Annotated in this window: 21 protein-coding genes; 10 read left to right on the top strand and 11 right to left on the bottom strand. The window is 59.3% G+C overall.

The genetic code is table 11. The features are described 5' to 3' along the window. Window positions 1-47 precede the first annotated feature (47 nt). Window positions 48-1,370 carry a DUF2254 domain-containing protein gene (locus tag OKW27_RS05030; RefSeq protein ID WP_429332735.1) on the top strand — a complete coding sequence of 441 codons (1,323 nt, stop codon included), beginning with the start codon at window positions 48-50 and terminating at the stop codon, window positions 1,368-1,370. Between the two features lie 10 nt (window positions 1,371-1,380). Continuing rightward, a complete protein-coding gene (locus OKW27_RS05025) occupies window positions 1,381-2,058 on the top strand; it encodes a carbonic anhydrase (RefSeq protein WP_090811049.1) in 678 nt (225 codons plus the stop codon). Window positions 2,059-2,257: 199 nt separating this feature from the next. Here OKW27_RS05025 and OKW27_RS05020 read toward each other — a convergent pair whose 3' ends face one another. Beyond that, the gene (locus tag OKW27_RS05020) at window positions 2,258-3,655 is read right to left on the bottom strand and encodes an MFS transporter (RefSeq protein WP_429332734.1); all 1,398 of its coding nucleotides are present in this window, start codon (window positions 3,653-3,655) and stop codon (window positions 2,258-2,260) included. 112 nt (window positions 3,656-3,767) lie between these two features. On the opposite strand from OKW27_RS05020, the gene OKW27_RS05015 reads away from it, so the two are divergent. Next, the gene (locus tag OKW27_RS05015) at window positions 3,768-4,640 is read left to right on the top strand and encodes a LysR family transcriptional regulator (protein WP_187613438.1); all 873 of its coding nucleotides are present in this window, start codon (window positions 3,768-3,770) and stop codon (window positions 4,638-4,640) included. A gap of 121 nt (window positions 4,641-4,761) precedes the next feature. On the opposite strand, the gene OKW27_RS05010 is transcribed toward OKW27_RS05015, so the two are convergent. Continuing rightward, window positions 4,762-4,986 carry a hypothetical protein gene (locus tag OKW27_RS05010; RefSeq protein WP_167368781.1) on the bottom strand — a complete coding sequence of 75 codons (225 nt, stop codon included), beginning with the start codon at window positions 4,984-4,986 and terminating at the stop codon, window positions 4,762-4,764. A gap of 207 nt (window positions 4,987-5,193) precedes the next feature. On the opposite strand from OKW27_RS05010, the gene OKW27_RS05005 reads away from it, so the two are divergent. From OKW27_RS05005 to OKW27_RS04990, 4 genes are all read left to right on the top strand, one after another. Next, complete coding sequence (locus tag OKW27_RS05005; protein ID WP_429332733.1) at window positions 5,194-5,574, top strand: helix-turn-helix domain-containing protein; 381 nt, start codon at window positions 5,194-5,196, stop codon at window positions 5,572-5,574. After that, window positions 5,574-6,899: a type II toxin-antitoxin system HipA family toxin gene (locus OKW27_RS05000; RefSeq protein ID WP_429332732.1), complete on the top strand. Its 1,326-nt coding sequence runs from the start codon at window positions 5,574-5,576 to the stop codon at window positions 6,897-6,899. Before OKW27_RS05005 ends, OKW27_RS05000 begins: the two co-directional genes overlap by 1 nt. A 1,121-nt stretch (window positions 6,900-8,020) precedes the next feature. Beyond that, window positions 8,021-8,188 carry a hypothetical protein gene (locus tag OKW27_RS04995; RefSeq protein WP_429332731.1) on the top strand — a complete coding sequence of 56 codons (168 nt, stop codon included), beginning with the start codon at window positions 8,021-8,023 and terminating at the stop codon, window positions 8,186-8,188. Window positions 8,189-8,261: 73 nt separating this feature from the next. After that, complete coding sequence (locus OKW27_RS04990) at window positions 8,262-9,173, top strand: IS5 family transposase (protein ID WP_429332852.1); 912 nt, start codon at window positions 8,262-8,264, stop codon at window positions 9,171-9,173. 289 nt (window positions 9,174-9,462) lie between these two features. Here OKW27_RS04990 and OKW27_RS04985 read toward each other — a convergent pair whose 3' ends face one another. From OKW27_RS04985 to OKW27_RS04950, 8 genes are all read right to left on the bottom strand, one after another. Then, window positions 9,463-9,867, bottom strand: a complete 405-nt coding sequence (locus tag OKW27_RS04985; protein WP_244144742.1) for a DUF3331 domain-containing protein — start codon at window positions 9,865-9,867, stop codon at window positions 9,463-9,465. 31 nt (window positions 9,868-9,898) lie between these two features. Then, complete coding sequence (locus OKW27_RS04980; RefSeq protein ID WP_429332851.1) at window positions 9,899-11,185, bottom strand: NAD(P)/FAD-dependent oxidoreductase; 1,287 nt, start codon at window positions 11,183-11,185, stop codon at window positions 9,899-9,901. Between the two features lie 379 nt (window positions 11,186-11,564). After that, on the bottom strand, window positions 11,565-11,831 hold the full coding sequence (locus tag OKW27_RS04975; RefSeq protein ID WP_244144741.1) for a hypothetical protein: 267 nt from the start codon (window positions 11,829-11,831) through the stop codon (window positions 11,565-11,567). 13 nt (window positions 11,832-11,844) lie between these two features. Further along, a complete protein-coding gene (locus tag OKW27_RS04970; protein WP_429332730.1) occupies window positions 11,845-12,330 on the bottom strand; it encodes a LysR family transcriptional regulator in 486 nt (161 codons plus the stop codon). Between the two features lie 755 nt (window positions 12,331-13,085). Then, on the bottom strand, window positions 13,086-13,274 hold the full coding sequence (locus tag OKW27_RS04965; RefSeq protein WP_429332729.1) for a hypothetical protein: 189 nt from the start codon (window positions 13,272-13,274) through the stop codon (window positions 13,086-13,088). Window positions 13,275-13,563: 289 nt separating this feature from the next. After that, window positions 13,564-14,232, bottom strand: a complete 669-nt coding sequence (locus OKW27_RS04960; RefSeq protein ID WP_429332728.1) for a LuxR C-terminal-related transcriptional regulator — start codon at window positions 14,230-14,232, stop codon at window positions 13,564-13,566. Window positions 14,233-14,250: 18 nt separating this feature from the next. Beyond that, window positions 14,251-15,156, bottom strand: coding sequence for a S1C family serine protease (locus tag OKW27_RS04955; RefSeq protein ID WP_429332850.1), 906 nt, complete (start codon window positions 15,154-15,156; stop codon window positions 14,251-14,253). Between the two features lie 239 nt (window positions 15,157-15,395). Beyond that, the gene (locus OKW27_RS04950) at window positions 15,396-15,605 is read right to left on the bottom strand and encodes a hypothetical protein (RefSeq protein ID WP_084754273.1); all 210 of its coding nucleotides are present in this window, start codon (window positions 15,603-15,605) and stop codon (window positions 15,396-15,398) included. A 163-nt stretch (window positions 15,606-15,768) separates the two neighbouring features. Between OKW27_RS04950 and OKW27_RS04945 the strand changes: the two genes are divergently transcribed. Together OKW27_RS04945 and OKW27_RS04940 are read left to right on the top strand one after the other, a co-directional pair. Further along, window positions 15,769-16,191 (top strand): ACT domain-containing protein, encoded by a 423-nt coding sequence (locus OKW27_RS04945; protein WP_184044736.1) that lies wholly within the window; start codon window positions 15,769-15,771, stop codon window positions 16,189-16,191. A 123-nt stretch (window positions 16,192-16,314) separates the two neighbouring features. Continuing rightward, complete coding sequence (locus tag OKW27_RS04940) at window positions 16,315-16,836, top strand: hypothetical protein (protein ID WP_429332727.1); 522 nt, start codon at window positions 16,315-16,317, stop codon at window positions 16,834-16,836. A gap of 12 nt (window positions 16,837-16,848) precedes the next feature. Here the strand turns inward: OKW27_RS04940 and OKW27_RS04935 are convergent, their stop codons facing one another. Continuing rightward, a complete protein-coding gene (locus OKW27_RS04935; RefSeq protein WP_429332726.1) occupies window positions 16,849-19,602 on the bottom strand; it encodes a UPF0182 family protein in 2,754 nt (917 codons plus the stop codon). 295 nt (window positions 19,603-19,897) lie between these two features. On the opposite strand from OKW27_RS04935, the gene OKW27_RS04930 reads away from it, so the two are divergent. After that, on the top strand, window positions 19,898-20,482 hold the full coding sequence (locus tag OKW27_RS04930; protein ID WP_090811025.1) for a glutathione binding-like protein: 585 nt from the start codon (window positions 19,898-19,900) through the stop codon (window positions 20,480-20,482). Window positions 20,483-20,530: the final 48 nt, after the last annotated feature.

The raw sequence follows: 20,530 nt of genomic DNA, 5'->3' as shown, positions 1-20,530 counted from the left end.
AACGTTTCGGCCTCCGCTGCCGCATGAATCGTAGGAAGAGCGCAAACATGGACTGGAACCGCTGGTACAGCTTGAAGAGTTACCTCAGATCTTCCCTGTGGACGGTACCGCTCGTCGCGGTGGCGATCTATGCCGTGGTAAAGCCGCTCACTGAAATGCTGGGAAGGTGGATGATCGGACACGACATTCTCGATCCGAAAACCGGCCTTTTTGCGCTGTCCATGACTGGAGCGCGGTCACTTGTCGGCGACATCGTTTCCGCTGACCTGGCGTTTCTGGTGTTTACCTTCGGTTCGCTGCTCGTCGCAATCCAGGTCGCTGGCGGTCAATATACCCCGCGGATCATCGCGACGACCTTGCTGCGCGATAACGTGATCCGCAGCATCTCGGGATTGTTCGTATTCACGCTTCTGTTCGCCAACAGAACCCTGGGCTGGATGGGTGATAGCGAGGTGCACCAGCTTCAGGTATTCATTGCAGCGCTATTCGGATTCGCGTCTGTCGTCGCATTCCTTTTCCTGATTGATTATGCGGCGAAATGCCTGCGTCCAGTAAGCCTCGTGGCTCGGGTTGGGGAGCATGGGATCGCGGTCATCGAAAGCGTCTATCCCGACCCCGCGACGGGCCGGACCACCCCGCCGAGACTCGGCCACGAGCGAGGCGTCCCGGGCCGCATTGTTCGCCATAGCGGTACATCCGGCATCGTTCTGGCCGTGAATCTCGAAAGACTTGTCGCCAAGGCGAGGCGCACTAACTCGGTTATCGAATTCGTGCCGCAAGTCGGCGACTTTGTCGCGGTGGACGAACCCTTGTTTTACTTGTACGGAGACTCTGACGCAATCGATGAAAACCGGCTGCGTACACTGGTTGCGTTCGGGACTGAACGCACGATGGAACAGGATCCTATGTTCGCGTTTCGCATCCTTGTTGATATTGCGCTGAAAGCGTTGTCGGCTGCGATCAACGATCCAACAACGGCCGTGTTGGCCATCGATCAGTTGCAGCGGCTATTGCGTGTAGTCGGAAAACGGTCTTTGTACACCGAAGAGATAACGGATAAGTCCGGACTTGTGCGCGTCATCTATCGAACCCCGAACTGGGAAGATTTCGTGCATATCAGTTTCCGCGAGATACGTCAGTACGGCGCGGGCAGCATTCAGATCGCGCGGCGTCAGCGCGCGGCGATAGAGAATCTCCTTCAGTGCTTGCCGGAGCATCGTCACGACGCCTTGCGTGTCGAGCTGACCCTGCTGGACCGTGCGATCGGCTCGAAGCATCCATTTCCGGAGGACCTGGCGCTGGCCCGTATCCCCGACTCGCAAGGGCTTGGAGGCTCGGAAAGCTCGACAGCAAGGCAACCTGTCCTTTGAGAGGCAAACCATGCGAAAACTCATCATGGGCATCGTTGAATTCCGGGAGAAAATGCTGCCGCAATACGTGCAGCAGTTCAGCAAACTCGCGCTCGCGCAGACACCTGATGCGCTCTTCATAACGTGCTCGGACAGCCGGGTCGTGCCGGATCTGCTTGCATCGACCCATCCCGGCGATCTCTTTACGATGCGCAACGTGGGCAATCTGATACCACCGGCGACTGCGGAGGGCGTCTCTACCGGAGATCTTTCCGAGGCAAGCGCGATCGAATATGCCGTGCTGGTGTTGAAAGTCGCGAATATTGTCGTGTGTGGACATTCGGAGTGCGGCGCGATGAAGGCCGTGTTCTCCAGGCACGCCAAGCTGAAATCACCAAACCTCGATAAATGGCTATGCCACGCCAACAACGCAGCGTTTCGCCTCGAACAGGAAGGTCCGCTCGACGACAGCTTGAAAGCACACGATCAATTGTCGCAACTCAACGTACTCGTGCAACTCGAGCACCTGATGACCTACCCGATCGTCCGCCAGCAGGTCACTGCCGGGGCACTCGTATTGAGCGGCTGGTGGTTCGACATCGCGACGGGCGCCATGTACGCCTATGAGCGCACGAGCCGCTCATTCGCAGTCATCGATCGCACAATGGCTGATCGGATGATTGCGCGCCTTACCGCACGGGCGAGGTGACGGGTTGCGAAGTCCGCGACGGGACCGGCATGTCGCTAGCGACCAATGCAATCCCTGTGTCGCGATGCAGACGGCAAGTTCTGTTTCAATGTTCGCTCCGGCCATCAACGGGCATTCAGCTAAAATCCAGCGTGTCTGCTTACAGGCATACATCAGCCATTGCGGTTAACGCGCGACTGCACACCTGAAGAATCGGGTCTTATCTGTCAGAGGCCAGAATCCTGGAAGTGTTCTCAATGTGCACGGGCCGTGGCGTTCTGATTCCGTACAGGCACATCACGCTGCCGCACAGCAGGAGCACCGCAGCGGTCATGATGGAAAGATGCATACCTTGCATAAATGCATCAGGACGGGTATCGCGTACGAAAAACCCGAACACCGCCACCCCGAGCATGCCGCCTACCTGCCTCGCCGAGTTGAGCACTCCTGACGCGATACCCGAGCGGGAAGCATCCACGGATGACAGCGTGACGTTTGTCATGGTCGGCACCATTAAGGCAATGCCGCTTGCGGCTATGAGCATTGGCACGACCAGCATCCAGTACGAGCCGTCTATGCGAACCGGCAACAGCAGCAGATAACCCGACGCGGCAATCAGCATGCCGGCAATCATGAGTTTCTTTGCGCCGACGCGGTTGAGCAGCCGACCCGCCAGGATATTCACTGCCATCAGAACGACGGTCATGGGCAAAAACGCGAGGCCGGTCCACTGAGCTGATAACTGCTGCTCTATCTGAAAGAAGAGACTAAAAACAAAGATCAAACCGTAGTAGGCAAAGTTCACGATGACGCCGGCGGCCGAGGCTGCGGAGAACGTAGTCGTTCGAAAAAGAGCCAATGGGAGCATGGGTGCCGTATGGCGTGACTCAAGCCACAGAAACGCCCAGGCGGCAACAACTGAGAACTGTAGCGCACCATAGACCAACGGATGATGCCATCCAAACCGGGCCGCTTCCGTGAGGCACACGGTCAGAGCGACGAGCGCCAGAATGGCCGCCACCTGGCCGGCAAGGTCAATGCTTCGGCTATGCGCCCGTGCGGCTGTCGCCGCATGACGGAGAGTAAGGCTCACGCCTGCAATTCCGATCGGCAGGTTAATCAGAAAAATGCTGCGCCAGCCCACGTGAGTCACCAGCAGCCCACCTAGCACAGGTCCTGCTGCAAGTGCAATTCCGCCTGCAGCTCCCCACCAGCCCACCGCTCGGCCTCTTTGCTCCGTATCAGGGAACGCCTGGCGCAGCATAGCCAGCGAATTGGGCACCAACAGCGCAGCGCCCATGCCCTGTACGACGCGTGCAGCCACAAGAATCGGCAACGAGTACGCGATCCCACATGCAATCGATGCCACAGTAAAGACGGCGAATCCAGCAGTGAAGATTCGCTTTGCGCCGAAGCGATCACCTAAGGCGCCCGTGGTGAGAAGCAGCGACGCGAATGCCAGCGTGTACGCGTTGACAACCCATTGCAGGCCGGTCACGTCCGTGGTGAAACGGGCTCGCAAAGCGTCAAGAGCGACGTTGACAACGCTGACATCAAGCAAAACAACGACAAAGCCCAGCCCTGCGGCGGCGAGAGTGCCGCGTTGATCGCGGCTCATAGACATGCTCATCTGGAATCACCCTTATCGACTGAACGAGTCTCATGGTAGGCATGTCGCCTTTGTGCGAATATTCCCCAAAACCGCACACCATCCTTGAGAAATTGCACAGATGTTCGATTGGGAAAATATTCGTCATTTCCTGGCTGTCGCCCGCATTGGTACGTTGTCAGGGGCCGCGCGCGATCTGAAGGTTGATCACGCGACGGTGAGCCGACGCTTGAGCGCACTCGAGGACGAGGTCAAGACGCGCCTTGTCGAACGGCTCCCCAGGGCCTGCAAACTCACTCTCGCTGGACAGCGCGTGTTCGAACTGGCGCAGGGAATGGAAGAGAACGCGTACGCGATTGAACGGTTCCTTGATGCCAGCCTTTCCCCGCTAAGCGGAAAAGTCACGCTGAGCGCACCGCCGGTACTAGTGGCCAGTTTTCTGGTGAAGCATCTGGCGGAATTCCGGCTTGCAAATCCCGGCGTCCAGTTGTCTGTTTCTGGCCAGGCACGACAGGTTTCCCTTAGCCGAAGGGAGGCGGATATCGCCTTAAGGCTGGTCCGTCCGGAGGAAGCGACCAGCGTCGTACGCAAGCTAGGGCGTATGCCGTTCGACCTATACGCGAGCAGGGACTATCCGCACCTGCACAATCCATCTGCATGGGAGTTCATCGTCTACGATGCCGGATTCGCGGACATGCCACAGCAGAAGTGGTTGATGAGCGTTGCAAGAGGACGACCTATTGCTTGCGAAATCAGCGATATCACGGGCCACCTTGCAGCGACCCGAGCAGGCGCCGGCGTGGCTGGCCTCCCGTGCTTCCTGGCAGATACCGATGCGAATCTACAACGCGTCGCATACGACGGCGAACGGTTTTCGCGTGATATCTGGATGGCTGTGCATCGGGATTTGCGGCGTTCGCCGCAAGTACGGGCAGTGATGGACTTTCTGCTGAAAATCGTGGCGGAACATTCCGCCTTTACGATAAGCGGTTAGACGGCGGATGCCAAATGTAGGTAGACGCACAACCTGAGAATCTAGGACCCGTAAGTTGAGAAATTTATGGGTCTTTTTTTAATAGGATACACATTTGGGCGATTCTCAGACGTGCAGAGCTCTAAGTCAGACGATGTTCGCGACCTAGAGGCTCGATGCCCATGCTCGTGAGTCGCTCAATCAGCTCCTCGAAGATTTCTCCTTGCGCAGACACCACGTCGACGCGAAGCATCGCCAGAAGGTCCAGCCCGCGCGCACGACTCGCCGCGACGTTGAAACGCTGGTCATAGGCGTTCCCTGAAAGCGCGTGGCAGCGCTCGGGGTCGGCCACCCTCGACAGGAACATGATGTCGCGCTCACGGTTGGGTGGGCGTTTTTCAACAGGGAGCCTCCGGCCCCTTCACGCGCCTGATTCCAAGATAACGAGTCAAATATGACCTCTTAAGTGAAATATTGGCCCATATCTGACCGTTTTCAACATCGCACTGGTGTCCACATGAGGGATGTCGTACAGTGGTCAAATATGACGCATTAACACGTTAAGGGTTCAGATATGACCGATAAACCAAAAACAGCGGCGACACCCAAACCTTCCGGCCGCTTCACCGAAAGTCCGATGCCCTTACCGGTCGAGCGTGCGCTGGTTGCTGCCGGAGATGACCTTGCGCTGGCCCGCCGACGCCGGGGGCTTTCTACGTCATCCATGGCGGAGCGGGCGGGCATCTCAAAAAAGACGCTCTACCGGCTGGAACAGGGCGACCCCGGAGTGTCGTGGGGCGCTGTGGTTCGGGTCCTGAACATCCTGAACCTCCTCCCCGAGTTCAACAAGGCCCTGAACACCACCAATGATGCGCTCGGCCTAGCGCTCATGAACAAGGCGGTAGCCAAACGCATCCGGGTACGCAAAACCAACCCGGACAGTGGAGCCCTGTAATGGCAACGACAAAAAAAGCAAAAACCAGCACAACGCGGACGCTGCTCGTCTATCTGGGCGATACGGGACTGGAAGTGGGCGAACTGCAATTTTCCAGACAGGGGCAAAAAGAGGTCTCGGCGTTCCGGTACTCCCCCGCCTGGCTCAGTAATCCAGATTGCTTCGCACTGTCTCCGGACCTCCCCCTGAGCACCGACTTTCAATACCGCACGGGAAGCAAGGAGACTTCTACCTTTGCGGGTGCCATTGCCGATACTGAGCCTGATGGCTGGGGACGCCGTGTCATTAACCGCGCCCATGCCCAACGGCGCAAGGCTGAAAAAGACGCCGGCCGAGACGCCGGTTCCGCACAGCTGTCAGACCTGGACTATTTGCTGGGGGTGCTGGATTCCAGCCGCATTGGCGCACTGCGCTTTAGGGACAATGCCGACAGCCCCTTCCTCGATGTGCCCCATGACGACAACTTGCCTGAAGGAACTCACGAGGTCCCGCTGCAGACCTTGATTCAGGCGTCGAAAGCGGTCGAATCCGGCAAGGAAACGGCGACGGACCTCGCGTATCTGAAAGGGCGCGGCACCTCGCTCGGCGGTATGCGACCCAAAGCAACGGTCCTGAAGCCCGACGGCACCCTGACCATCGCCAAGTTTCCGAGCGTGAGTGATACGCGTGACGTGGCGCGCGGTGAGGTGCTGGCGCTGTTGCTCGCGAAAGAGGCGGGCCTGAATGCATCCGAGGCCGAAGTCATCATGTCTGGCACCCAGGCTGTCGCGCTTATCGTGCGGTTTGACCGACCCCGGGCTGGCGGTCGCATCCCTTACCTGTCTGCGGCCTCGCTGCTGCAGCTGGATTCCAGGGAAGATGGCGCATACACGCAGATTGCGGAGGCCATTGACCGGTTCTCCCCGAGACCCCTCGAAGACAAGCAGGAGCTTTGGGCGCGCATCTGCTTCAGCATGCTCATCACCAACGTGGATGACCACATGCACAACCACGGCTTCCTGCACAGCGGCGGGGGTCAGTGGCGGCTCGCCCCGCTGTTTGACGTGAACCCGTTTCCCGACAAGGAACCCATCCTGAAAACCGCCGTGACCGAAGCGACCGGTGAAACCGGAGATATCCAGGAGGCGCTGGATGCAGCGGCATACTTTGGCGTGTCCGATGACGACGCTCATGCAATCCTGACCCGGATGATGGCTGCCCTGAACGACTGGAAACGACTCGCCCGGTCCCCGGCCGTGGGAATGGGTGATGATGAAATCGACAAGGTCGCGCCCGCTTTTGAGAACGACAACTGGGATACGGTAGCGTCCTTTCTGGAACAATAAACCGGCCAATCGGACCGTCTGGTCAGGCGTCGCCGGCGTGGCATTCGATTGGCGGGGTAGTAACATATGAAATGTTATTTCTGAACGGCGATTCTGCGAAACGCCAATGCCATTTCCGATGGGAACCCGTTTGGTTTTCGAATCCGGCATTTTGAGGTCGCCGACGCCAGCGTGGCAAATTCTCGATTTATGGCTGTGCGTGTCTCAGCTTATTCGTCGTGGACCGGCGTAACCCGTTGATTCGAAAGGATGCAAATTCTCGCGTTTTGGTTGCTCCAAAACCAAGGGCCGCCGCCTACGATCGAAATAGTACGGCTGGCACGGCAGATAGCCCATGCCACAGCTATCGGGTTCTTGTCCCGGCGTCTGTTCGCGCGCGGAAAGCAGCCTGTCAGAGATACTGGCCGATGGACTGCTTCGGGTCGGGAGTGTGAGTTCGCGATGCCGGAAGCTGTCGCCCGGCTGCTCGACGCCGCTACCGTCGGCAATCCGTCACATTGCCGACGTAGAATCCAGCCCGCCCCAAGGTCGGCATTGGCCAACTATGCAAAGTCGTTGATTATGGAAAGTAGCCGAGCCGATTGCCGACAAGGCCCGGCAAACAAGGGGCCGGCAGCAGGCGGTTCAGCTGGGAACTCGACATAATTTCAGCGTTGATCTGGAGTAACGGTTCCATTTCAGGGGACCGTTATGAAGCCAACGAGTTTGCACGAAGCCAGGGCCCGGTCTTGTAGACTGGCAGCCACAACACGGAGTAATCAACTCCGCATAGTCGGTTTGTTCTTGCGACAGAATTTCGAGCGGCGCGCAGTCGATCCGAGAAAGCTGCGCCCTGACGATATTCGTCGGTTCCTTTCGTCACAGTTAGGGGCCGGAGGCTCGGCCTCCTATGCTTCTCAACTGGCTTGTACCTTACGCAGTTATTTGCGTTACCGGGCGACGTGCGGCGACCAGGTCTGCAAGCTCAGCGCCGTCATCCTGAATCCCGTCCATTGGAAGCTCGCATCGCTGCCACGCGCGCTCGCGCCAGAGGAAGTTGAGTACCTCCTGGGCGCGGTTGCAGGCGCTCGCCGCTGGCCGAAGCGTAGCGTAGCTATGCGATTGTCCGTCTGGCGCTGGACATGGGGCTGCGTTCTGCCGAAATCGCGCAACTCATGATCAGCGACGTCGACTGGCGCGCAGGCACAGCGACGTTGAGGGGCACAAAGTCGCTGCGGCAGGACGTACTACGCTGCCGATGGAAACCGGGCAGGCACTCGCTGACTATCTGCAACGTGAGCGTCCGATGAGCGGCCATCCGGCGATCTTCGTCCGGCAGGTGGCGGGGGTCGGATTCAACCGGTGGATGCAACACACTGAAGACTGCGCAAGCGGGAATTTCTCGATGAGATGCAACGCGTTGTGCCCTGGTTGAAGCTGATTGCGCTAATCGAGCCGCACTATCCCACGAACAAAACCGGTCGGCCGCCGTTCCCGATTGCAACGATGCTGCAGATTCATTTCATGCAACAATGGTTCGGTCTATCAGACCCTGCTGTGGAAGAGGCACTCTATGACGTGCCGCTTTATCGAGAGTTCGCGGGTCTCGACGGCGGGATGGTTCGCTTGCCGGATGAAAGCACGATTCTCCGGTTCCGCCACCTGCTGGAAACGCACGGACTGGCGGCGCAAATGCTGGCGCTGGTCAATGAAATCCTGACGGAGAAAGGCCTGATGCTTAAGGCTGGGTCGGCAGTCGACGCCACCCTGATTGCCGCGCCCAGTTCGACAAAGAATGGCTCCGGCACGCGCGATCCGGAAATGCAATCCACGCCGAAAGGTGGCAACTGGTACTTCGGGATGAAAATGCATGTCGGCGTGGACGCCGACTCGGGCCTGGTCCATACGGTCATTGGAACGGCGGCCAATGTTCACGACATCACCGTAGCCCAGGCGTTGCTGCATGGTGAGGAAACGGACGTGTATGCGGACGCCGGTTATCAGGGTATCGAAAAGCGTTGTGAGACTAACGCGGTTCGTTGGCATGTGGCGATGCGACCGGCAAAGCGCAGGAAACTGGATCTGAGCGACTCGTTGGACGCGATCTGTGATCAGATCGAGCGCCTGAAGGCGGATATTCGGGCCAAGGTCGAACACCCGTTTCGCATCCTCAAGCGACAGTTCGGTTACATGAAGACCCGCTATCGTGGTTTGATGAAGAACACCGCCCAGATCACTACGCTGTTTGCTTTGGGCAATTTATGGATGGCGCGTAGAGCTTTGCGCAAAGCTTGAAACACCGGGCCGATGAAGATCACATGTCGGGTTGGAGCGCTCCGGCGCGCGGAAAGACCATGGCAATCAACTCGCCAACAAAGATCTGAAGGCCGAGGCTGCGCTTGATGTGAAAGGTAATGCTTCAAAAGCGGGTTGTGCAGACCTTCCTTAAGCGACATTCGCGCGCATCGGCGACGTCCTGTATGTGGCTCGAGGATACAAGTTGACTGATCGATCGCGGGCAGCAACTGCGCTGTCGCGCAGTGTTGATCCGGGAAGGATCAACAGCGAAACATGCCCGCGAAAACTAACAGGATGGATCGGTAAAGGCGAGCTCGACTAACGTTGCGAGCATCATGGCAGCCGCGTTTGCGGGAGGCGGCTCGACCTTTGCGGGGCGGTAGATTACATCGCCTGCGGCGATGCCTTGTCCGCTCAAAGCGCATATACCCGATCGATTCGCTGTAGCAAGGCGCCAAAGCTGTTCGCCGTACTTGCAACATCGAGGGTCGCTCCACGATACCGTGGCCGTTCGTGGACTGGGTCGATCGAGCAGCGCGATCGCAACGTCGCCATTCTTGACCGGCAGACGGCTCGATCCACCCGAATCAACTATATTCCTGACCCGAGCCGTCAATTGTTGCGCGCATCCCAAATCGAGTTGGCCGACTGTGCGCTGCCATGCAGTGTCGGCCGTCACGCATTGATCCATGGCAGTACTCCCGTCAAAAGCGAGGTGGCGCTCAGCTCAGCCGTATCTTCGGCTGCACGAAACCGTTAATCCGCTCGGCAGTCCACAGCATCATAGCCTTGCCGAAACCGTGCAAAGCCTGCTGATGTTGTCGATAGAGCATGGCGTGACTGAGCTGCGCGAATCGGCCCTTGATAAACCCGCCGCGGAAGAATCCGAACTGCCCGAGCGTCCCAAAAGCGTTGTAGTCGCTCAGCGACACGAGCGCGCCGAAGTCGTGAAATGCAAAGTCGGGCAATGATCCCCCGCCGAGCCAGTCCGGCAAGTGCTTCGCGAGGTGTTGTGCCTGTTGCGTGGCGACTTGCGCCGTGGGTGCGAAAGGGCGTTCATTGCCGGCGAGCGTCAACGTCGAGCAGTCGCCGAGGGCGAATAGTGTGTCGTCGTCCTGTGCCTGCAGGGTTGGCCTGACGGCGATCTGATTGGAACGATTGCTCTCGATCCCATCCAGTTTGCTTAGAAAATCAGAGGCCTTGACGCCCGCCGCCCATACCATCAAATCCGCCGGTTGCTTGCTGCCGTCGCCCAACCGGAGTCCATCGGGTTCGGCGGCGGTCACTCGCGTGCCCGTTCGTACCGAGAAGCCGATATGCCGTAACTGTGCCTCGCTGGACTCCGACACCGCCGGCGGAAATGCCGCCAGTACGCGCGGTGCGCTTTCATAAAGGGTGAGCTGCAGACGTGAGCGGATGCCGGGGTCGCCGTAACTCGACGCCACTTCGAGCAAGCGACTCAACTCCGCAGCCAGTTCGACGCCGGTCGCTCCGGCGCCGACGATAGACACGCGCAACGGGCTATTCGTCACAACGCTCCGGAATATACGGATTCGCAATGCTTCGTTGAAGACTTCAGCCTGTGCCTGGCTGTCAATGAAATGGCAATGATCAAGTACGCCTGGTGTGCCGAAGTCGTTGGCGCGACTCCCTAACGCAAGAATCAGCACATCGTATTCGACCGCGCGCGGCCCGATCACGACCTCCCCCGACGGCGAACGCAGCGCAGCCAGCTTCACGACGCGCGCATTGCGGTCCAGGCCTTCCATTTCGCCTGGCTGATAGTTGAAGCCGTGGTCGCGGGCGTGGGCGAGATAGATGACCTGCTGTTGCTGGACATCGCGAGTGCCTGCCGCGATGGTGTGCAGCATGGGCTTCCAGATATGGGTTGCACTTTTGTCGATTAACGTAACCTGACCGCGGCGGCCAAGCGTGTTGCCCAGCCTGGTCGCGAGCAGAAGTCCAGCGATGCCGCCGCCGCCGATGACGATCCGGGTCATTTGGCGCATCGTCAAATGTCTCTCTTGCATGATCTCCTACTCCCGTCCGCGTTTTACAATACTGGACAGTATCGTTATCAAGGTCACCGCCCACGTCAACGAAAAGAAACTGTACGGTTTAGGTATGGCAAGATCGCAGCATTGAGAGTCGTAGGCCAGCGGCTTGGACGGGATGCTCATCGACATGGCTTGTTCGTGCGTGATCGTCATCGGGGCGAGTCTCCACCTCAGAAATTCAGCCCGATCGCGACCGCTTGTGTATCGATGAGAACGGGTGAATGAAGTGCGCGGTGACTCTACGTCCAGTACTTGAAACTGGTCACGCTTCGCTCGTAGCCAGTCATGCTACGGCGCTCGCGTCGAATGCGCACGGGAGAGTTGTATTCTTCTAGCATTTGCGTGGCGGGGCGCGGCCTTGCGTCGGGACATGCGCCTTCCATTCGGAACGGTCGGCGACGGTAGCAACAGGCGAGGGCTCGGCGTTCTCTGGACTCTCTGCGGCCAGGCATTCGAGCGGCAATTGCGCATTCGCACCGACGACGAGAATGGCCTGCATCAGACCGGGCGTTCGAGACGCACACATTGCGGCAATTGCCACAATACACGCGGCAACGATATAGCCTGCCCGAATGCGAGGTAATCTGATCGTGTGCATCTTGCGTTCTCCATCACGCGCGAAAGAAAGTCACACAGCGCGTTTTTAATTGACCAACAACGATAAATGTCTGACGGTTCAGGTTGTATTGCGTGATCAGGTTCGCCATACGCGGCGGGAACTTGAGATGCACTGAAACGGCAGGAAAACGCCTGCGATATTCGATGACCGAGTGCGTCAACTGTCCGAGAACGAGATCGGTTACGCAGTGAGCGCGGAGTCTTCCGCGCGCGCGGGTGTGGGCGTCGCGTGCTTCGGCTTCGGCATCGTCGAGGTCGGCCAGGATCCTCTTGCACTTCTGGTAGTAGCGCTCGCCGGGTTCCGTCAGCGATACCCGACGTGTCGTGCGTTGCAGGAGCCTCGTCTGCAGCTGGTCTTCGAGTGCCAAGACGGCACGCGATACGTTCCCCTTGCTGCAACTCATATGCTCCGCAACGACGCTGAAGCTTCCCGCCTCGACTGCTCCGGAGAAGATGCGCATGCTCATGAACTTGTCCATGGAACCGTTCACCTCGTGCTGTCTGATTCGGGTCGCTCTTCAGCGGAATGAGACTTTCCGACTTGGAAGAACGATAGACCGAGGCGAACGATTGAACCATCCCTACATTGGGATCGTCGCTTAATCCATGTGGTCAGGCCGGCGATACGTTGGTATAGGTGTCGATCTTGCTGCGCAGACTGTCGCCAGCCAGCGGCATTTTGCCGGCTCGGTAGCCTGTCGCGTCGAACAGGTCCAGTCATGGCAGAGAGAGGATATCAATGCCACCGCGCCATTCCGACCATTGAGTTCGCGATGCCGGAAGCTGTCGCCCGGCTGCTCGACGCCGCTACCGTCGGCAATCCATCACATTGCCGACGTAGAATCCAGCCCGCCCCAAGATCGGCATTGGCCGAGGAGTCCGCGTTGAGTATCCGGCGGGTCACGAAGTGGAGCAGTCGTTCGAATGAGCGCTCGAAAATGCGGTCGAGCGGCAGAAACTGAGCCGGCTTCTGCCACAGCGTGGTCTATGGTTAGCACAACCCCACATACAACGCCCGCGCAATAGGTAGCGCGGTGAAAAGCGGACGTGTACGTCGATCTCAACGCGGGTCTTTCAGTATTCGCAGACATTTCTTCGGTCGAGAATCTGCGAGCGCAAGGTGGGATCAGCAAGGTGCTGCGTGCCCGGCGAGTGATCTTCGCGTCGCGGTACATCCGCGATGTACCGCGGCACGGTCTGGGTGGCCCGCAAGTAAGAACCGGCATCTTCGACGTCAGCTCGTCGCGCCGAAGTACACGGGTTGGCCGAAATGCTGATTGCGTGGCTCGTCGATTACCTGGCGGAACTGCCCGTAGCTGAGCGCCCGCTGGTCGATCGACTGGATCTGGATCGCGTTGCCGTCAACCAGACGTTCGCCTTCGATGCGCCCGACCTGTATCTGCGCTTCGAGCGGATCAAGCACGGCATCGGCAGCCTGCCTGTCACTGTCGAAATGACGCTGGGCATACAGAGCGCGCTCGACGTTCTCGTGCCAGTCGCCGCCTCAATTCCGCCAAGCATGAAGCCACGAACTTCTACATTTGGGAATCAGAGGACGCAGCCAAGGCGTTCTTCACCGATGAGTTGCTCGACCGGGTCACCGGTCTCTACGGGGTACGACCTGATGTCGAGTTCGTGCAGATTGCCACGTTGGTGGAAAACGTTCGAGCATGACGTCGTCTAGTGTCGTGGGTAGAGAAACGCGAGCTTGTCTACACCATGATGAATCCGTGCCGCATGCCGAGCATCACCGCTTCGGTGCGGTTGGTCGCACCGAGTTTGCCGAAGATCGACGAGAGGTGGAATTTCACCGTGTTGTCCGAGATGTCGAGGTGCCGCGCGATCTCCTTGTTGCCGAGTCCGTCGGCGAGCATCGCCAGCACTTCGATCTCCCGTAACGTCAAAGCTTCGAACGGTTCGCCGGATCCCTTCTGGCGCGACGGTCTTGTTTCGGCCAGCAGCCTTGCGAGGATGTCGGGCGTCAGCACGCAAAGGCCTGCGGCGACGGCTTCGATGGACACGACGATTTCAGCCGGCATCGCGTTGCGCGGCAGGATAGCCACCGCATCGGCGGGCAACGCATCGAAGATCCAGTCGCTGTCCGGGTCGTCGCTCAACAGGACGAGCGACGGCGACACGGGCGAGAGTTCGAGTAGCGTCTTGAGCGCATCGCTCGCCTCCGGCGCGATGTCGGCGACGACCACATCCGGCACCGATCCGGCGAGGCAATCGACGAGCTTTTCGGCGTCGGGCGCGCTACCCAGGAACTCAAGTGCCGGGTTCGCCTCGACAAGCGCTTGCAGGCTTGCGCGCTCTTGCCACGATGCCGCAATCACTACGACCCGTAAAGGCGCCCTCCGTATCGTCTGTCCATCCGACATTTGGTCGCTTCCCGGACGTCACCTGCACGAATTCCGTTGGGGCCGTTCGCCCACCGTTATCGAACACGCGTGGCGTTCGCCGCCTCGGATCAAGGCGATGTGCAACTGCTGCCCGATGCTTGCGGAGCCCAGCGCCGCACTCACGTCACCCATGTCGCGGCAAGGCTTGCCGTCCAGTTCGATCAGTACATCGCCTATCAGCACGCCCGCCTGCTCCGCAGGGCCGCCCGGTGCAAGCGAATTGATCAGCAATCCACTGCTGAACGACAGGTTCATTTTATTGACCCAGGCGTCCAGCAGGCCGACCCGCTGCGTGCCGACACCAAGGTAGCCCCGCGAGACGCGCCCTTTAGCCAACAGTTCATCGGTGACGCGCTCCACGGTCATCCCCGGAATCACGATGCCGGCGCCGCGCATCAGTGCCGAGGTGCAGATGCCGATGACCTGCCCGCGCATGTCCGCGAGGGCCGCCCCGGAGAAACCCGGGCGCAGACCGCCGTCCAGTCGCACGAACGCATCGAGTTGTCCGCCTTTCCACGTGCGCCAAGGACCACCTATGCTGCCGATCACGCCAAAATCGGCGCTGACGCCGGAATCGTCCGCACGTGCGACAGCGAGCGCAAGATGACCCGGCTTCAGTGAGTGGGCGTCGCCGGAACCGATCGGGTCGAGGTCCACGCCGTCCAGTTTCAGCACGCCGACGTCGGACCCCAGATCCAGGCCCGCGAGGACTGCGGCGACGGTACGGCCGTCGGTCAAAGTGACTTCGATGCCGTCCTCACGCCTGAGCGTGTGTGCAGCCGTCACAACGACGCCACGTCGCCAGATTACGCCACTCGACGGCATGCGATGTCGGCCGTGTACTGCGACGACACTCCGCCCGACTCGCGCGACGATGTCTGCCAGATTGTCCGAGAGATCCATCAAAGGATTTCCGCTCGAGGATGTGGTTTCCATTTCAAGCCCCTTCAATTGCGTGTGACCTGCCAGTGCTTCGCGTCGACGTTTGCTCGCCTGTCCAGCTAGCGTTATGACGACGGGTTCACAATGACAGAACGACGGGGGGCGCACACCACCCAAATGGGTAGCCGGGTGGATGCAATGCGGACTTCACGATGCAACGAGTCTGGTCTGCGACCAGCACGTCCCTCATCAAACTGCGGTTAGCGCCGCCCGCTACGGCCCCATACATAGCGAACCCACCGCTGCCAGCGGCTTTGCGGTGGAGCGGGCGCGTGGCGCGCAGTCTGCGCTTCGCAGTCGCGCTGGACGGACTTCTGAACCTGTTCGTGGATCTGCCTCAAACTCATGCCGCCTGGGCCTTTCAGTTTGTCGGGATCGGTAGCAGGATCGCCATCGGGATCGTCTGTCATGAGAGTCGCCTGTTTGTGATGAGGCGACTTGATCTTGATACAGATGTTCAGTAGCAGCAAGTTGGACGCGGCTCGCCGAGCGGCGCGTAGTCCGACAGTCCTTGCCCGCGTGCCGTTCGTGAAGTAGATTTTTCTAATGAGGTTCGAACTGGGAGGGACGGCCATGGAACTGAGCGTGGAACGGGTCGAGGTTTGGGCAGCTACCATCGACGATAAACCGGGAGGCCTTGCGAAGGTCTTAAGCGTCTTGCGGGATGCTGGTGTCGACTTGCAGTTCGTCGTGGCACGTCGAACGCCAGAGGCAGCGGGTAAGGGAGTCGTGTTTGTCGCTCCGCTACAGGGAGAAAGTGCGATCCGTGCCGCCACACAGGCGGGGTTCAGCGTCACCCCGAGCCTTCACTCCGTCCGTGTAATGGGTCTGGACCAGTTGGGCATCATCGCGCAATTGACCCAGATGTTGGCGGATGGGGGGATCAACCTTCGCGGCGTCTCGGCCGCTGTACTTGGCACGCAGTTCATTGCGTATCTCGCGGTCGACTCGTTGGACGATGCCGAAAAGGCGATTGACCTTCTACAAAGGGCCTGAAGTACCCGTACCGGACTGCAAACCGGCTTGGCTCTTGCTGACGAGGCAAGCGGGCCACTCTGTCTGACACGACTGCCGTCGACCATCTCAAATCCGTTGCGACAAAGCCGAGCGGCCATTTGAATGGCGAACGAAGCGCCGGGCATGGCGGCGAATCCCGATGCCGGTAGGAGGTCGACAGTGATGAAGACACCGACGACCCGAAGGCGGGTGCTTTGGGCGCTCTCGCTTTGCATTGTCGCGACTTGCATGGCAGTTGGCGGGGCATTGCTGTTCGAGCTGTCGGTGGTCGGCCGTGCCGTGAGCGATTTCCGCCGGGACGCGGCCCTGGCGCAAGGGGGCATCGCAAGTGGCGAGCCGGCTACGCCCGAGGAGCGCATGAACCCGCCCTATCTGAAGCGATACGGGTTGGACCGTAACCTGTACAAGGACATTCACGGAAACTTTTCGCCAACGGGTGCTGACTGGCGCCAATGGGGGCTGCGAACCAAGGTCGCAGCCACTGTGTTGTGGCTGGGTCACGATCCACCGGGAACGTGGTGGACCTACGTTCAGATCAAGTGCGTTGACCGGTTTCCTCAAGCTCACGCCGACAGCGAGCCGATCGTCGATGTTGCCGACGCTTGCCTCGGCGAGCCGCATTGATCGTCCCGTTGGTCACTTCCGGTCATCGGAACGGCCAGCGCCGAGTGCCTCGAGCAACGGCCGGAGGGCATCCAGTTCCGCGCCGAAGCCGCTCCAGTCTCCCGCCTTCAGTCGCTCGATGGCGCGGTCATAGTGGACAAGTGCCTCTCTCGCGCGAGCGTCCACGGTGCCTCGGGCCGGCGATGCCGCTTGTGCGGTCTCACTGAAAAGCGCCGCCAGCGCCTCATCCAGAGTGTTCTCCATCACCACACGGTCCCCATAGGCGGCAATCACCCGCTTCAACTCCGGCAACTGACCGGACGCCGCGCGCAAATAGAGCGGCGAAACGTAGAGGATCGAGTTCTCGATCGGCACGACCACGAGATGACCGCGAATGACGCGTGAGCCCATCTGGTTCCACAACGAGATCTGCTGCGAGATCTCGGTATTCTGCTGAATCCGCGCTTCGATCTGAAACGGCCCATAGATCAGCTTGTCCTTGGGAAAGGTGTACACGACGAGCTTGCCGTACCCGGGCGCATCGCATCGCGCCGCCAGCCAGGCAATCATGTTCTCGCGCTTGCTCGGCACCATCGGCAGCATGAGGATGAACTCGGCGCGTGCGTCGCCGGGGAGTCGCATGATCGTGTAATACGGCGGCATCGTGCTGGCGGTGCTTCCGCCATCCATTCCGACCAGCTCCTGGGGAAACTGCCACAGATCCTCGCGGTTGTAGAAGATCTCCGGCGCATCCATATGATAGGCGCGGTAGAGCTGCGCCTGGATCAGGAACAGATCTTCGGGATAGCGGATATGCTTTCGCAGCTCCGGTGGCATCACGTCCAAAGGCTTGAACAAACCCGGGAAGATGCGCTCGTATGTGCGCAGGAGCGGATCGGCGGGATCGCTGACGTAGAAATCGACCGTGCCGTTATATGCATCGACCACGACCTTGACGGCGTTTCGGATGTAATTGGCGCCGTCGCCAAAACCCGGCCGGGAGTAAGGAAACCACCGGCTGACGGTGTACGCGTCCTGGATCCAGAACAGGCGCCCATTGCTTGCGACGACATAGGGGTCATGATCGAGAGTCAGGAATGGCGCGATCGTACGCACGCGGTCCTGAATGTTGCGATGAAGCAGGATCCGGCTCTTGTCTGTGATATAGCCGCTCAGCAGGATGTTCGGATCGTCGAGCTGCCAGGCGAACAAACTGCGGCGTGCCACACTGCCGATGCTGACGCCATCGCGCCCGCTATACGTCGTGTAGGCATTAGTCGGCCGTTGGGGAAAGTCGAACTCCGCTACGTTGCCGTCCACGATGACGTAGTCCTGGCGCCCTTCGCCGAAATAAAGACGTGGTTCGCGAATGGCCGGGCCGCCGCTGGAGACTGGCGGAATATCGTGCAGATAGAAAAACGGTAAGCCTTCGGTGGATTTCTCGGTGACTGGCGACATCACGACGCCGATGCCGTGAGTAAAGATAAGGTGCAGGTTCACCCAGGTTTGGGCGTTGGTCGGAAGCATTGCCGGTTCCAGTTCACGCGCCGACAGCATTACCTGTCTGTATCCGGCGTCAAGCTGATAGCGGTCGATGTCCACTGAAATAAATTTGTAGTAAGTCCTGATCTCCTGCAACTGTGCATAGGTATCCATCAGCGGTTGCACATCCCATAGCCGGATGTTGTCGATGGTCGCCCGATTGGCCTGCAGCGAATCGAGAGTCAGTCCCTGCTCGGCCTCAAACGGTTTAACCTCGATCTTTGCGAGGCCGTAAGCCTGTCGCGTTAGCGCGATAGCGTGCTCGATATAGGGTGTTTCCAGTTTCAGCTCGCTCGGTTTGACATAGAAGCGCTGAAACAGCGATGGATAGATCACAGCGAATACAAACGAACTGCCGAATACGAGCAGCGCGAGAACGACGGGTTGCAGATGGCTCCGCCGGCGCATGTTGATCCAAAGGGCAACGGATGACGCCGCGGCAAGGCCGACAAGCATCCACAGGACCGGCAACTCGACGTGGACATCGGTATAGCTGGCGCCGACCACGACGCCGTTGTCGCCATAGAGCAGCAGAAAGCGGTCGAGCCACCACGACCAGGCCTTCACCGCAAAGAACAAACCGAGCAGTGCCGAACCATGAGTGAGGGGGGCGGCCGAGAGCGTGCGTGGTGGCCGCTCCAGCGCGATGTCACCGCGCAACCCGTAGACAGCACCTGCCACGATCGCGCTCCAGAAGATTAGCTGCAGCAGCCAGTTCTTGAGCGCGACATACGCGGGGAGCGAGAACAGATAAAAGCCGATATCCCTGTCAAAGATCGGATCGCGTTCGCCAACAGGGACCTGATAAATGAAGCGAAGCGCGAGGTCCCAGCTCGAGACTTCGCTAGCGGCAATAACCAACCCCAGGACGACCGCGGCGCAGGCAATACTGGAGCGCCAGGGAACGTGCGGCGCGATCAGTTCAGACAATTCAACGGCAACTTCAGTCGGACCCGATCGACCAACAGATTGCGCTCGCAAGACATCGACGCGCCTCGCGTAACGATGCGCCAAAATGCCCGACAGCCATATCGCGCACGCCGAGACTGCGAACACCGCGGCAAACAGCAGCGCTCTCGCGCAGAGGATGGTCCAGAAAACGCCACCATAGCCGATCGAAGAGAACCAGAGCCAGTTGACCAGGATGCCGGTGATGCGTCCGACGACAAGCAGGCCAACGATGACGACCGTCACCGTGATTGCATAACGTCTCAGGCGCACGCCGGACTTCACTTCAGACCGCATGGTCTCTCCTGTGCTGGCCGTCGCCCTGCCCTGCTGCGATTGCGATCCGGGTTCGGATGGCTACATTAATTCAAGCTATCTGAAGCCGCTCCACGAACCATGACGAAAGACGCTTGTGGACGTGGCGCGAGTCAAAACGGACAGTGCCCGGCGCAGCGATGCGGCAATTATGCCAAAGTTCATCCATCGCAATCGACGCTCGACGTCGAACTCTCGTTGCAGGTGTCGACGGCGGCGGCACGCGCTTTGCTGCGTTGAAACGGTTCAGTTCATCTCACGAAAATGGACCCCTATCATGAAGCTCTACTATTCGCCTGGTGCCTGCAGCCTCGCCGACCATATCGCAATGCATGAGGCCGATCTCACTTTCGAAAGGATTCGCGTCGACTTGAAGTCCAAGGAGACCGAGACTGGGGAGCAGTTCAACCGGATCAATCCAAAGAGTTACGTCCCAACCCTCGAAATGGATGATGGTCAACGGCTTACCGAGAATATCGCGATTCTTTCGTGGGTCGCGCAGCGCAAGCCTGCCCTTGCGCCGAATAGCGAACCCGGCAGCCTGCGCCTGCTCGAGATGCTCGCGTTCATTTCGACGGAAATCCACAAACAGTTCAGCCGCGTTTTCAAGCCCACTTCGGATGCTGAAGCAACGGCAGCGCGCGAAAAGCTCGGTCAACGCTTCCAGTTGATCGCCACCATGTTCAAGGGCGAATACCTGTTCGGCAGCGAAGCGAGTGTTGCGGACGCCTATCTGTTCACGATGCTGCTCTGGGCCAAAAAGGTAGGCATCGAAGTGCCGGAGAAATTGCGAAACTTCGCCGAACTGATGCGCGCGCGTCCGGCCGTCCAGCTTGCCATGAAGCACGAGGGACTCGACTGATGAAATGCAGATCCTCGCCGCGCGCACCTTTAGCTGGATGATTCGTGT

It is taken from the genome of Paraburkholderia sp. 35.1, assembly GCF_050436525.1.
GTDB lineage: Bacteria > Pseudomonadota > Gammaproteobacteria > Burkholderiales > Burkholderiaceae > Paraburkholderia > Paraburkholderia tuberum.
This window is presented reverse-complemented; position numbering and strand designations above follow the sequence as displayed.

Excerpts from the sequence above, each read along its gene's own strand:
- OKW27_RS05030 (WP_429332735.1), top strand. The coding sequence starts at position 48 with ATGGACTGGAACCGCTGGTACAGCTTGAAGAGTTACCTCAGATCTTCC.
- OKW27_RS05025 (WP_090811049.1), top strand. The coding sequence starts at position 1,381 with ATGCGAAAACTCATCATGGGCATCGTTGAATTCCGGGAGAAAATGCTG.
- OKW27_RS05020 (WP_429332734.1), bottom strand. The coding sequence starts at position 3,655 with ATGAGCCGCGATCAACGCGGCACTCTCGCCGCCGCAGGGCTGGGCTTT.
- OKW27_RS05015 (WP_187613438.1), top strand. The coding sequence starts at position 3,768 with ATGTTCGATTGGGAAAATATTCGTCATTTCCTGGCTGTCGCCCGCATT.
- OKW27_RS05010 (WP_167368781.1), bottom strand. The coding sequence starts at position 4,986 with ATGTTCCTGTCGAGGGTGGCCGACCCCGAGCGCTGCCACGCGCTTTCA.
- OKW27_RS05005 (WP_429332733.1), top strand. The coding sequence starts at position 5,194 with ATGACCGATAAACCAAAAACAGCGGCGACACCCAAACCTTCCGGCCGC.
- OKW27_RS05000 (WP_429332732.1), top strand. The coding sequence starts at position 5,574 with ATGGCAACGACAAAAAAAGCAAAAACCAGCACAACGCGGACGCTGCTC.
- OKW27_RS04995 (WP_429332731.1), top strand. The coding sequence starts at position 8,021 with ATGGGGCTGCGTTCTGCCGAAATCGCGCAACTCATGATCAGCGACGTC.
- OKW27_RS04985 (WP_244144742.1), bottom strand. The coding sequence starts at position 9,867 with ATGGATCAATGCGTGACGGCCGACACTGCATGGCAGCGCACAGTCGGC.
- OKW27_RS04980 (WP_429332851.1), bottom strand. The coding sequence starts at position 11,185 with ATGCGCCAAATGACCCGGATCGTCATCGGCGGCGGCGGCATCGCTGGA.
- OKW27_RS04975 (WP_244144741.1), bottom strand. The coding sequence starts at position 11,831 with ATGCACACGATCAGATTACCTCGCATTCGGGCAGGCTATATCGTTGCC.
- OKW27_RS04970 (WP_429332730.1), bottom strand. The coding sequence starts at position 12,330 with ATGGACAAGTTCATGAGCATGCGCATCTTCTCCGGAGCAGTCGAGGCG.
- OKW27_RS04960 (WP_429332728.1), bottom strand. The coding sequence starts at position 14,232 with ATGTCGGATGGACAGACGATACGGAGGGCGCCTTTACGGGTCGTAGTG.
- OKW27_RS04955 (WP_429332850.1), bottom strand. The coding sequence starts at position 15,156 with ATGGATCTCTCGGACAATCTGGCAGACATCGTCGCGCGAGTCGGGCGG.
- OKW27_RS04950 (WP_084754273.1), bottom strand. The coding sequence starts at position 15,605 with ATGACAGACGATCCCGATGGCGATCCTGCTACCGATCCCGACAAACTG.
- OKW27_RS04945 (WP_184044736.1), top strand. The coding sequence starts at position 15,769 with ATGGAACTGAGCGTGGAACGGGTCGAGGTTTGGGCAGCTACCATCGAC.
- OKW27_RS04940 (WP_429332727.1), top strand. The coding sequence starts at position 16,315 with ATGGCGAACGAAGCGCCGGGCATGGCGGCGAATCCCGATGCCGGTAGG.
- OKW27_RS04935 (WP_429332726.1), bottom strand. The coding sequence starts at position 19,602 with ATGCGGTCTGAAGTGAAGTCCGGCGTGCGCCTGAGACGTTATGCAATC.
- OKW27_RS04930 (WP_090811025.1), top strand. The coding sequence starts at position 19,898 with ATGAAGCTCTACTATTCGCCTGGTGCCTGCAGCCTCGCCGACCATATC.